This window comes from Catalinimonas alkaloidigena, assembly GCF_900100765.1.
Classification (GTDB): Bacteria; Bacteroidota; Bacteroidia; order Cytophagales; family Flexibacteraceae; genus Mooreia; species Mooreia alkaloidigena.
Genome location: NZ_FNFO01000010.1, coordinates 30,236 through 41,820, shown reverse-complemented (window position 1 = coordinate 41,820; position 11,585 = coordinate 30,236). Strand labels below are relative to the sequence as shown.

The 11,585-nt window shown below is 54.6% G+C and carries 10 protein-coding genes; 4 read left to right on the top strand and 6 right to left on the bottom strand.

The window, feature by feature from the left end; all coding sequences use genetic code 11:
* Window positions 1-25 precede the first annotated feature (25 nt).
* Window positions 26-1,504, top strand: coding sequence for a glycine--tRNA ligase (locus tag BLR44_RS21475; protein WP_089686013.1), 1,479 nt, complete (start codon window positions 26-28; stop codon window positions 1,502-1,504).
* Between the two features lie 43 nt (window positions 1,505-1,547).
* Here BLR44_RS21475 and BLR44_RS21470 read toward each other — a convergent pair whose 3' ends face one another.
* The 3 genes from BLR44_RS21470 to BLR44_RS21460 form a co-directional block, all read right to left on the bottom strand.
* Window positions 1,548-2,987: a pseudouridine synthase gene (locus tag BLR44_RS21470; RefSeq protein WP_089686011.1), complete on the bottom strand. Its 1,440-nt coding sequence runs from the start codon at window positions 2,985-2,987 to the stop codon at window positions 1,548-1,550.
* 50 nt (window positions 2,988-3,037) lie between these two features.
* A complete protein-coding gene (gene scpB, locus BLR44_RS21465; RefSeq protein ID WP_089686009.1) occupies window positions 3,038-3,598 on the bottom strand; it encodes an SMC-Scp complex subunit ScpB in 561 nt (186 codons plus the stop codon).
* Between the two features lie 73 nt (window positions 3,599-3,671).
* Window positions 3,672-4,058 carry a TraR/DksA family transcriptional regulator gene (locus tag BLR44_RS21460; RefSeq protein ID WP_089686006.1) on the bottom strand — a complete coding sequence of 129 codons (387 nt, stop codon included), beginning with the start codon at window positions 4,056-4,058 and terminating at the stop codon, window positions 3,672-3,674.
* A gap of 290 nt (window positions 4,059-4,348) precedes the next feature.
* Between BLR44_RS21460 and BLR44_RS21455 the strand changes: the two genes are divergently transcribed.
* Window positions 4,349-5,353 carry an isoaspartyl peptidase/L-asparaginase family protein gene (locus tag BLR44_RS21455; RefSeq protein ID WP_089686004.1) on the top strand — a complete coding sequence of 335 codons (1,005 nt, stop codon included), beginning with the start codon at window positions 4,349-4,351 and terminating at the stop codon, window positions 5,351-5,353.
* Between the two features lie 4 nt (window positions 5,354-5,357).
* On the opposite strand, the gene BLR44_RS21450 is transcribed toward BLR44_RS21455, so the two are convergent.
* Complete coding sequence (locus tag BLR44_RS21450) at window positions 5,358-6,935, bottom strand: glycosyltransferase family 39 protein (protein ID WP_089686002.1); 1,578 nt, start codon at window positions 6,933-6,935, stop codon at window positions 5,358-5,360.
* Window positions 6,936-6,938: 3 nt separating this feature from the next.
* Entirely contained in the window at window positions 6,939-8,885 is a 1,947-nt protein-coding gene (locus tag BLR44_RS21445) for a lamin tail domain-containing protein (RefSeq protein ID WP_176956154.1), read from the bottom strand.
* Window positions 8,886-9,586: 701 nt separating this feature from the next.
* On the opposite strand from BLR44_RS21445, the gene BLR44_RS21440 reads away from it, so the two are divergent.
* Both BLR44_RS21440 and BLR44_RS21435 read left to right on the top strand, forming a co-directional pair.
* Window positions 9,587-10,594, top strand: coding sequence for an aspartate-semialdehyde dehydrogenase (locus tag BLR44_RS21440; RefSeq protein ID WP_089685998.1), 1,008 nt, complete (start codon window positions 9,587-9,589; stop codon window positions 10,592-10,594).
* A gap of 98 nt (window positions 10,595-10,692) precedes the next feature.
* Window positions 10,693-10,878 carry a hypothetical protein gene (locus BLR44_RS21435; protein WP_089685996.1) on the top strand — a complete coding sequence of 62 codons (186 nt, stop codon included), beginning with the start codon at window positions 10,693-10,695 and terminating at the stop codon, window positions 10,876-10,878.
* Here the strand turns inward: BLR44_RS21435 and BLR44_RS21430 are convergent, their stop codons facing one another.
* Window positions 10,879-11,370, bottom strand: coding sequence for a DUF4293 domain-containing protein (locus BLR44_RS21430; RefSeq protein WP_089685994.1), 492 nt, complete (start codon window positions 11,368-11,370; stop codon window positions 10,879-10,881). It abuts the gene before it with no gap.
* Between the last annotated feature and the right edge of the window lie 215 nt (window positions 11,371-11,585).

Genomic DNA, 11,585 nt, shown 5'->3' with positions numbered 1-11,585 from the left:
GGCGAACTTACTATATTTGTGGACTATGACAGCACAAGCGCAAATCGGCAGCGAACAAGTGTTTCGCAAAATCATTGCCCACGCCAAAGAGTACGGATTTGTTTTCCCTTCCAGTGAGATATACGATGGCCTGCAAGCCGTGTACGATTACGGCCAGTACGGCGCAGAACTGAAAAATAACATCAAGCGGCTCTGGTGGCAGAGCATGACCCAACTGAACGAGAACGTGGTGGGGATCGATGCGGCCATCTTTATGCACCCGCTGACCTGGAAGGCCTCGGGGCACGTCGATAGCTTTAGTGATCCGATGATCGACAACCGCGACTCGAAAAAGCGCTACCGGGCCGATAACCTCATTGAGGACAAAGCCGATGCTTACGAAGCAGAAGGCCAGCCCGAGCGTGCGGCTACATTGCGCAGCCGGATGAATGCGCTGTTGAGTGCAGAAGACCTGACAGGCGTACGGGACCTGATTTTGGAAGAAGGCATTACTTGTCCGCTTTCCGGCACTGCCAACTGGACCGAAGTGCGTCAGTTCAACCTGATGTTTTCGACGCAGATGGGTTCGGTTGCCGACGAGGCCAGCGAAATCTACCTGCGTCCCGAAACCGCACAGGGAATTTTTGTCAACTTCCTGAACGTGCAGAAAACCGGCCGGATGAAGATTCCCTTCGGCATTGCCCAGATCGGGAAAGCATTCCGCAACGAAATTGTGGCACGGCAGTTCATTTTCCGGATGCGGGAATTTGAACAAATGGAGATGCAGTACTTCATTCGTCCCGGAGAGGAGATGAACTGGTACGAGCACTGGAAAGAAACACGGCTGCGGTGGCACCGCGCCTTGGGATTGCCCGAGAGCAAGCTCCGGTACCACGATCACGAAAAGCTGGCGCACTATGCTAATGCCGCGGTCGATATCGAGTTCGAATTCCCGTTTGGCTTCAAAGAGATTGAAGGGATTCACTCACGGACCGATTTCGATCTGAAAAATCATCAGGAACTCTCTCGGAAAAAACTTCAGTACTTCGACGAGGAAATCAAAGAAAGTTACATTCCGTACGTAGTAGAAACGTCGGTAGGGGCCGACCGGCTGTTCCTGGCCGTTCTGTGCCAAGCCTATACGGAAGAGACGGTAGAGGATGGAGAAAAGACAAAAGAGCGGACGTATCTGAAGTTGCATCCGGCGCTGGCCCCCGTCAAAGCCGCAATTCTGCCACTGGTGCGCAAAGACGGACTTCCCGAGAAAGCCCAGGCCATTTACGACGACCTGAAGCTGGACTTCAAAGTGATTTACGAAGAAAAGGCGGCTATCGGGAAGCGGTATACCCGGCAAGACCTGATCGGCACCCCGTTCTGCATCGCGGTCGATTACCAGACCCTGGAAGACAACACCGTCACCATTCGTCACCGTGACACTACGGAGCAGGAGCGGGTGCCCATTGCAGAACTGCGCGACCGCATCGGGCGGGCCGTTTCGTTCCGCTCAGTATTTGAACAACTCTAGACACCATAAAAAAAGGCTTCCGATGTCGGAAGCCTTTTTGTTTTTAACGAATGCGTTTCAGCATGTTCAACTCTTTTTCTGTTAAGTAGCGCCATTTGCCGCGCGACAAATCTTTCTTGGTCAGCCCCGCATACATCACGCGGTCCAGCCGCACTACATCGTAGCCCAGGTGTTCGAACAGGCGGCGCACCACCCGGTTGCGGCCCACGTGAATTTCCAGTCCTAAAACCGTTTTATCGGCCGAAAGTACCTGGATGTCATCGACCGGCACCAGGCCGTCTTCCAGCATCACGCCTTCCTGAATTTGCTCCAGGTCATTCTTGGCCAGAGGTTTATTCAGATCTACCTGATAGATCTTCTTCACTTCGCTCGACGGGTGCGATAGCTTGTCGGCCAGTGCGCCGTCGTTGGTGAAAAGAAGTAATCCGGTCGTGTTGCGGTCTAGGCGCCCTACGGGATAAATGCGCTCTTCAGCGGCATTTTCCACCAATTGCATTACCGTTTTGCGTTCCTGCGGATCGCTCAGCGTCGTGATAAAGTCTTTGGGTTTGTTCAGAAGCACATACACCGGCTTTTCAGGAGACAGGCGACGACCTTTGTACTTCACCACATCGTCTCGCTTCACCTTGGTGCCCAGTTCCGTCACTACGTTTCCGTTCACTTCAATCTGCCCTGCGGCAATCAGTTCGTCGGCTTCGCGGCGGGAGCAGACACCCGAGTTGGCGATGTAGCGGTTCAGGCGAAGAATGTTGGGGTCGCTTTCCGCTGCCGGTGCTTTGGGTTTCCGGTTCGCCTCGAACGATTTGCCGCCCCGGGAAGGACGACGATCCGAGAAGGAGTCTTCCTGAAAAGAACGCCGGCGATCGCCGCGACGTGAGTCAAATTCGGAGCGATCAGAAGACGGCTTGCGAGGACGATCCGATTTCTTGTCTGAGAATTTGCGTCCCTCCTGGCGTGCATACGGGCGTCCCGAAATTTTGCCGTAGTCGTCGTTGCGGTCGTTCGCGACACGTTTGCGTACGCGTTTTTCACCGGCATCACGGTCGTCGGAGCGGCGAGAAGAACGAGGCGACGGTTCGTCGTCGAAACGCTTGCGAGGGCGTTCGTCGTCCCGGGGCTGTCCCCCCTTGTCGGGGCGATCGCGTCGGAAGGGTTTCTCTTGAAACGACGCAGGCCGCTCGGCACGGTGCTCTCGCTTGGCAGGCGTCCGCGCTGCTTTGCGACTCGGTTTTCCAGGAGATTCGTCCGTGAACTCCTGGTTCCAGTCGAACTCTTTGTCGAAGACCGAACGGTCCTGTTTCTTCTGCGTTACGTCGCCACGTTGCGGTTTGGGCGGTGCAGGCTCGGCGGCTTTGGCAGGGCGCTGCGAGGATTTTTTACGTCCGTACGAAGTATCGTTGTAATAAGCCCGCGACGCAGCGTCTTCTGGTTGCTCAGAAGCAGAACGCTGGGGCGAATCGGACGGATCAGGTGTCTTTTTCATAACCTTAAAATGCAAAGGTACGAATCAACACCGAGCCGCCATGGATTAGTTCAGTTTGGGTTGCCAATCTCGGCTTTGGGCTGCACTACTTCCTTCAGCGTGGGCAAATCTTTCAGGCTGTTGAGGCCAAAATGCTCCATGAAGCGGCGACTGGTCCCGTACAGGAGCGGCCGGCCCGGGGTTTCGGCCTTGCCCAGAATCTCCACCAGTTCTTTCTCCAGCAGCTTTTGCAGAGCGTAGTCGCAGGTAACGCCCCGGATTTGTTCCACCTCGGTTTTGGTAACCGGCTGTTTGTAGGCGATGATCGCCAAAGTTTCGAGGGCAGAAGGCGAGAGGCGCTTCTTGGAATTCTGACGCAAGAGCGTTTGCACTACCGGCTGAAAATCGGGCTTGGTCATGAACTGATACCCGCCCGCAAGGGCACACAGCCCGAACGCATACATCGGCTGGTCGTATCGCTGGCGGAGGGCTTCCAGGGCTACGGTAATGTCCTCGTCCGAGATGGTCGCGTCGTAGGTTTCGCACAGACAGCGCTTGAGCTCTTCCGGGGTGATCGGTTCGGTCGCGCAGAAGATCAGCGCTTCCACCTGGCATAGTAATTCAGAGTGCATAGGGCAAATAAACAAAACTTCCGATTAACCCACGGTTTCGTGCGCTAATCGGAAGTTTTGCGGTTAGGTTGTATTAGTTAACGCGGTTCATTTTGGCTTCGATCGAGTGCTGGGTGTGGGGCACCGCGCGCAAACGTTCCTTCGGAATCAGCTTGCCGGTATCGACGCACAAGCCATACGTGCCGTTTTTGATGCGGATCAAGGCTTGTTCAAGCTGTTGAATGAATTTCTGCTGACGGGCCGCGAGCTGGTTGAAGTTCTCTTTTTCCAGGGCATCGGCACCGTCTTCCAGCACTTTCATGCTGCTGGCAGTGTTTTCCGTACCCGAATCGTTGCGCCGCGTCAGGGATTCTTTGTAGAAGGCCAATTCTTTTTTCGCTTTTTCCAGCTTACGCAGGATCAGCTCTTCAAACTCTTTCAACTCTTCTTCAGAGTACCGTATTCTTTCTTCTTGAGCCATTTATTTAGAGGTTGATGGTGGTGTAATAATTATTGAACACATAAACTAAACAATATACATCCGAAATTCGCTGCAAATTTAAATAATTCCGTTTCCACCTGCTTAACGATTGTTGAATATAGTTACATATAAAAGAATAAAATTTTATGAATCGAATAATTGGCCTACGCCATAGAAAATTTTATTTCCAAAGAATGTAATATTTGGTTACCAAATCGATAATAAGAGGTTAAATTGCTAATTGGCCTCTCGAGTAAAGATGCCAATTTAAATCCTATTGTTTTAAGGATATGAGAATAAATTTACTTTTTATATTTCTATTTGTGACGCTAACCTCACATGCCCAAACCTTCGGGATTGTTGTCCACGGCGGGGCGGGGACCATTCGCCGGGAAAGTATGACGCCCGCGCAGGAACAAGCCTACCGGCAAACCCTGGAAGAAGCCATCAACCTCGGATACGACGCGCTGGCCCGTGGTGAAAGCAGCGTCTCAGCCATTGAACTGACCCTGCATCATCTGGAAGATTCGCCCTTGTTCAATGCAGGCAAGGGGGCGGTCTTTACGCACGAAGGAAAAAACGAAATGGACGCTTCCATCATGGACGGGAAGACCGGCAACGCCGGGGCCGTAGCGGGTGTAACCAACATCAAGCATCCGATTTCGGCGGCCATCAAAGTGATGAATGCCTCGGAACACGTCATGCTGACGGGTACGGGCGCCGAAACGTTTGCGAAAGAACAAGGCCTGGACATTGTCGATCCGTCGTATTTCTACACCGAGCGGCGCTACCAGCAGCTACAGCGCATCATCGAGCAGGAAAAAACGGAGCTGGACCACGACGGTTCTGGTCAACTCACGCCCAGTCCACCGCATAAGTTTGGGACGGTCGGCGCGGTAGCACTAGACCAACAGGGCAATCTGGCCGCCGGGACTTCGACCGGAGGCATGACCAACAAACGCTGGGGGCGCGTGGGCGATTCGCCCATCATCGGGGCGGGTACGTATGCCAACAATGCGACCTGTGCCATTTCGGCGACCGGCCATGGTGAGTATTTCATTCGCAACGTCGTGGCCTACGACATCTCGGCCCGCATGGAATACAAAGGACTTAGCTTGGAAGAAGCAGCGCGCCAGGTGATTCTGGACAAATTGGAAAAAGCGAAACCCGGGAGCGGCGGCATTATCGGGATCGACCGCAAAGGCAATATTACCATGACGTTCAACTCCGAAGGCATGTACCGCGGCTACCGCCTGAAAGGGGCCAAAGCAAAGGTGTTGATTTACAAAGATTAACGAGTTACTCCAGGCCAAATACTGCTTTTCGCTCGCGGGCCAGCCGGTGCCAAACGCCCGGAAAATCTACCTGAGGCCGACGGCATAAGTAAACCGGCAAACCCTTTTCGCGGGCGTAGGGGTTCGTAATTCTTCCCACTTCCCGGACGTCACGGAACATCTGCCGTACGTCTTCCGTCTCGTCGTTGACGTAAATCAGGCTCTGCGCTCGGATGGTGTCGGGTGCCCACACCAGGAAACTCGCGTTGAAACTCACGACCGTAGGCAGTCCGTTATTTCGGTTATAGTAATTGATCGCGCCGGCTTGCCCGTAGTTCTCTGCGTAAAGCAGTGTCTGCGCCTTTTCGGCCTCGGGAAGGGCCTCGTACGTGCGGTGCACAATCGACGCGAGCTCTTGCCACCCGTTCATGTCGGCATAATCCTGTGGAATGGCGTGTAGCTCGCCATCTTCCCAGCGCAACGCGCCCTCCAGACCCCGCTCGCGGGCATCTTCACAGTAGTTGACCAATTTGGACATCGAGAGCACCGGCAGGGCAATGGGCAATGTGGGAATGATCAGCCCCACCATCAGCGCGGGCAACGCAAGCCGCACCCAGACCCACTTGCCGAGGATCTGTTCGAGATGGTATGCTCCCGCGGCAGTCAGCATCGGGTAGATTCCCAGCGCGTAGTAATCCTTGCCGCTGGCCAGCAGAAGCAGCACAATGGTCAAAACGCAGAGCCATCCCAGCGCCCGGTACGGCTTACCCCCACGCGTCCACAGCAAAAAATAAAGCCCGGGTAGCCAGATGAAGACGGACGTAAGGTTCATCAACAGTTGTGATACCAGAAAATCGGCCACAGAAACGTGTACTAGTTGCGTTCGGCGCAATTCTTCCATATGATGCACGAGCGGAAACTGATGCACGGCCTGCCAGATCAGGTTCGGCAGGAAAATCAGGAACGCCACCAACGCAGCTATGTACGGTGCACGTTGTTGAAAGGCCGTACGGTGCGGCGTCAGGGCCAGCGCCAGCAGCATCGCGGCCACAAAAATCAGCACCGAATGTTTGTTCAAAAGCCCAATGCCGATGGCAACGCCCAGGTAGAGAAGCACGCGGGGACGTTGGGTCTTCAGGTACCGCAGCAGCAGGTAAGCGCAAAGCGTCCAGAAAAAAATGTCGAAGACCACCGGCTGAAACAGCCAGCCTGTCCGCAAGTGCGAAGGCGACACCAGAATGGCTACGCCGGCGAGCAGCAGGGCAAACCACTTCCCTCCGAACTCCTTGGTCATCAAGGCAGTGAGCCACAACGTCGCGGCGCTTACCAGAGCCGGCAGCAGCCGCACCACAAACTCTGAATGACCCAGCAGCGAAGTAACCAGGCGCCCGGCAAACGCGATAAAAGGAGGGACTTCCATGTAGCCGGCCGCCAGATGATCGCCCAGGGCCAGGTACAGAAACTCGTCGCGGTGCAGGCCGTAGCGCGTATTGGTCAGGAAATGCGCCAGCAGTTTCAGGAGAATCAAGCCCGCTACTACTAGCGACTCGGACCCGGTGAGGCGCGCGGCCGGCCGGACCGAAGGAGAAAGGGTTTGCATCATAGGTTAAAAGCGAGAGCCAACCACAACTTGGTCACGGTAAATCTCGGTATGACCGTTCAGGAGAAATACTTCGAAGAGGACCAGATAAATGCCGATGCGGGCTTTGCGTCCGTCGTCCTGCGTTCCGTCCCATTTGTACGTTCCTTCGGTGCCCAGAATTTCGTTGCGAGCCAGTTGCCGGATGACACGTCCGTGGTCGTCGTACAGCGTAAGCGTCCCGACAAACCCGCTCTGATCGAACTGATACCGAATGGTGGTGACATCGCGGTCGCCGTCCTGATCTGGGGTAAACACAGCGGGTTCTACAGCCAGCGTCCCCTGGGTAATCAGCGGATCGGTGGCTTGCGAATTACGATAGCCGGGCGTGGCATAACCCGCCGTGGCCGCGGCCGATTGCCAGTTGGACGGATCGTTCACCGGGCCCTCCATCCGGATGCGTTCCAGCGATACGCCCTCTTCGTCGTCAAGAAGGGTGAAATGGTCGCGCACGTCATAGTCGAAGCGTTGCCACGGTTGCCCCGCCGGGCTCAGGAGCACAACGCTGCCCGCATCGTTCGGAAAGGCGGGCAGTGATGCCACCGGTAAGAAATTCTCGGAAGCCGCTTTGGGATAATCGCGTAGCGTAAGTGCCGGATCAGGCGTTAGCAGCACGTATTGCCCCGGCGCGACCACAAACGATTCGGTAGTGATCAACCGTTCATTAGCCAGTTGCTCGTCTTCCACGTTGGCGAGTCGCCACCCCTGGAGTTGCAGGTACTTTTCCGAGACATTGACCAGTTCCACAAAATCGACGCCACCGGGGTGGGGATCAAACAAGATCTCGTTGAGAATGATGTCGCCCGAGTCGGCAGGTTCGGGCAGGAGAAACGAAAAAGGCTGTCCGCCTTCGATGGTGTTGCCGACGCAATCCTGCATGTTCCCAACGGTAACGGTATAGGGTTGTCCGGCCTGTAGGGGCGCGGCCAAGGCCAATACGGCCCGGTCGAATTGCAGCGGAGCAATCAACACACGGGCAATGGAGACATCGGGCTGCACCACATAGCTTCCCTGCGCCAGGCTGAGGCTATCGAGCGATTCATTGAAAACGAGCAGCAGCGAATCTGCCGCCAACGCCTCCACGCGGATCAGTTGTGGTTTCGACAAATCGGGGTTCGACGCGGCTACCGAGTTGAGCTGTCCGGGGGTTCCACCCGGGGGGGCCACACTGGCGGTCCAGTTGGTACGGCCACTGCAGGGGTTAGTAGCGTCCACCATTTCGAGCGACCAGCCGCCTTCGGCCTTCTGGGCATCGCCGTACCACTCGTCCGAATAGGTAACGGCATGAATCAGGGTTCCGTCCGGGGCGCGTAACGCCAGCGGTTCGCCATCGTTGCGCAGCGAAGGAAAGGAAGGGACTGCCACAGCACGTCCAAAGGCCGAAAAAGCCGAACGTGTGGAGCTACTGCATAAAATTACAAGTTCGTCGGGTTGGACGAGTAGTTCGGGCAAGGTAGTGGTGCCCGTCCCATCTTCCAGCCGATAACCCGTCAGCGATAGCACGTTTGAGGTGACGTTACGTAGTTCAAGGTACTCTGCGTCCGGCAAATCGCGCGGGGGCGAAGGGTCAGCCATAATTTCGTGAATTACTACCTCGAAGGGCTGCGCGGGATAATAGCCGGGAAACCAATGAAATGGTAACACAATCGGTTCCATCAGATTGCCGGCCAGATCGCTTGTACCAATCACCGACAGGTGATAGTCCTGTTCGATTGCGAAGGCCTCCGAGAACGTCAGCAGCACCGAATCGGGCGCGAGCAAAGTTGCGGTCTGCGGAGCGCCTAGTTCCGGAACAAGGTAATTGGTCGTGTCCTGTGCAGCCGTGGGGTCGAGGGCCTCAGACCAGGCAAGTTTCAGTTCGTGCTCGGAAATCGCGGTGACGCTGGTGAGGACAGGTGCTACAGTATCCACCACAAGCGGACGCACTAGTACATCATCCAGGTAAAATTTAGTAGCATTGGAAACGGTGTAACGGCAGTAGAAGCCGAAAAAATCACTACGATCTTGCTGAGCTATAGTGATTGCCCCGCCCGGTAAGAACGCAAATCCTCCTAATGTATCTGCGTAAATCGTCCACAAGCTGTCGTGTTCCAGCGTCACGCGAATGCGTAAGGTTGGTCGACTTGCCGCTACACCCGGAAAGGTCTGAAGAATGCGACCTGAGTTTCCATTTGTTTGTTTGTATAGATCAATTCCGTCATTGCTTCCGAGGTCACCAAGCTGAATAAAGTAGCCATCTGTATTGCTTCCATCCAAGTTTTTTTGATCGGCTAGCAAGTAGATACGGGCATAATTTTGTGATGAAGGAGCGAAAGCTAACCGGACATAAAACTGCCACTCCATGTCGCTAGTTACCGCACTAGACGTAACCAATTGCGAAATGCTAGCCTTATCTTGATTAAGCTGAAGTTGATTGTCAGTATTGATCTTAAAATCAGCGACATCGCCCTCCCAAGTGGGGTTCTGTGTGAAATCACCGTCGGAGAAGTCGTCCTGTACCTGAGCATAGCTCGCCCAAGTTCCTAACCCCATCCAGCAGATAAAAATGAGACGGTTGATCATGGGGAAAAAATAGCGTAAATTTTCTTATTTTCGCCCCCTTAAATTTCAGGATCATGAAAATAGCGGTTGTAGGTGCTACCGGTCTGGTAGGCACCGAAATTCTGAAGGTTTTGGCCGAATCATCACTGGAAATCACCGAGGTGATTCCGGTTGCTTCCGAACGTTCGTTGGGAAAAACAGTAGAGTTTCGCGGACAGCCTTACAAGGTGTGTCTGGCCGATGAGGCCATCGCACAAAAACCGGCCATGGCGATTTTCTCGGCCGGGGGCGGTACGTCGCTCGAGCTGGCTCCCAAATTTGCGGAGGCGGGCATTACGGTCATCGACAACTCTTCGGCGTGGCGCATGAGCCCCGATCATAAGTTGATTGTGCCGGAGATCAACGCCAACGTGTTGACTTCAGAAGACAAGATCATTGCTAACCCAAACTGCTCCACCATCCAGATGGTACTGGTACTGGCGCCGTTGCACGAAAAGTACCAAATTAAACGGATCGTCGTATCGACGTATCAGTCCGTGACCGGTACGGGCAAAAAGGCTGTGGACCAGATGATGAACGAGCGGGCCGGCAAGCAGGGCGAAATGGCCTACAAATATCCGATCGACCTGAACGTGATTCCGCAGATCGACGTGTTCCTGGACAACGGCTACACGAAGGAAGAGATGAAGATGGTCAACGAGACCAAGAAAATCATGGGCGATGATTCCATCCAAGTGACGGCCACGGCGGTGCGCATTCCCGTCATGGGCGGCCACTCCGAAGCGGTCAACATTGAGTTCGCCAACGATTTCGATCTGGACGAAGTGCGCACCCTCCTGAGCCAAACCAAAGGCGTGGTGCTGGAAGACAATCCGTCGCAGCAGGTCTATCCGATGCCGATGAACGCACACGGACGCAACGAGGTGTTTGTGGGGCGTATCCGCCGGGACGACACGCAGCCCAATACGTTGAACCTCTGGATCGTGGCCGACAACCTGCGCAAGGGAGCCGCCACCAACGCGGTGCAGATTGCGGAATACCTGGTAGAAGCCGGTCTGGCGACCGAAGCCGTCGAAAACTAGAAATCGACCCGATTAGCATAAAAGAAAAGGCGTTACGAGCTAGCTCGTAACGCCTTTTTCGTATCGTAGGCCAGTGCAATCGCGTATCCAAGAAGGATATGAAAGATTTTGCACGCGTATTTATTTTGATTGCTTTGGTAGCGGCCAGTGTGGCAGGCTTTGCCTACCTCGCTTTTCGGATCGGTTACATGGGCATGGCGCTGTTGCAACTTGCGGTGAGTACCGCCATCATTATCCTCTTCATCCGTTACGTTGGCCGTAGCCATCGCCCGCCTGACGTGTGACTAGCGCAGGCGATCCATCGACCGCACCAGACGTTCGTCGCGGTTGATGAACCGGTTCGCCAAAATGTTCAGGAAAATGGCTACGATGGGCAGGTAAAATCCGGTTTTATATTCACCTACGATGGTCGGCGCAAAAAGCTGTTCGCCTTCGCGCGACAGCAGCATGATGGCCACCACTGTGCCCGCGATCAGCAGCGAATTGCCCGCGCCCAGTTTCATCTGCAACAGGCGGTTGTTGAAACGGGTGATGGAAAACCCGGCCAGTCCCGCGGAAATGATGCACAGGATGGCAATGTAAAAGGCCGGTAGTTCGGCCGATTTCTTAAAATCGGTTTCGTTGGCGACCGGCTCCAGGTGCGTCAGGTAAAAGGCATCGAGGGTGGCACGCTCGCCCGTATCAGGATTGGTCTTCTCCCAGCTGTTGACAAATACGGTCACCATCATCAGGATGGCAACGCCCAGCAGGAAAAGGGTTTGTACGCGTTGAATCATAAATATGCTATTGGGAGGCAAAAATAGTAAATCCGCTTTGTGTCGTCCGCTTCCGGCCTGAATAAAACGGGTTCCTGATTCTACAGAACGGAAACCCCGGCAGAATATAATCGCGGGCCTGGCCTGGTATTCGACAGAATTGGGTGGCACAAGCGCGTTTCGGTTGGCAGTATGCTGAAACGCAAGCGTTTGTTAAGGGGAAGAATTGCGATAAA

Bases quoted from the DNA above. Each gene is read 5' to 3' on its own strand.
- scpB (WP_089686009.1), bottom strand. From the start codon at position 3,598: ATGCACTCTGAATTACTATGCCAGGTGGAAGCGCTGATCTTCTGCGCG.
- BLR44_RS21430 (WP_089685994.1), bottom strand. From the start codon at position 11,370: ATGATTCAACGCGTACAAACCCTTTTCCTGCTGGGCGTTGCCATCCTG.
- BLR44_RS21455 (WP_089686004.1), top strand. From the start codon at position 4,349: ATGAGAATAAATTTACTTTTTATATTTCTATTTGTGACGCTAACCTCA.
- BLR44_RS21440 (WP_089685998.1), top strand. From the start codon at position 9,587: ATGAAAATAGCGGTTGTAGGTGCTACCGGTCTGGTAGGCACCGAAATT.
- BLR44_RS21470 (WP_089686011.1), bottom strand. From the start codon at position 2,987: ATGAAAAAGACACCTGATCCGTCCGATTCGCCCCAGCGTTCTGCTTCT.
- BLR44_RS21460 (WP_089686006.1), bottom strand. From the start codon at position 4,058: ATGGCTCAAGAAGAAAGAATACGGTACTCTGAAGAAGAGTTGAAAGAG.
- BLR44_RS21435 (WP_089685996.1), top strand. From the start codon at position 10,693: ATGAAAGATTTTGCACGCGTATTTATTTTGATTGCTTTGGTAGCGGCC.
- BLR44_RS21475 (WP_089686013.1), top strand. From the start codon at position 26: ATGACAGCACAAGCGCAAATCGGCAGCGAACAAGTGTTTCGCAAAATC.
- BLR44_RS21450 (WP_089686002.1), bottom strand. From the start codon at position 6,935: ATGATGCAAACCCTTTCTCCTTCGGTCCGGCCGGCCGCGCGCCTCACC.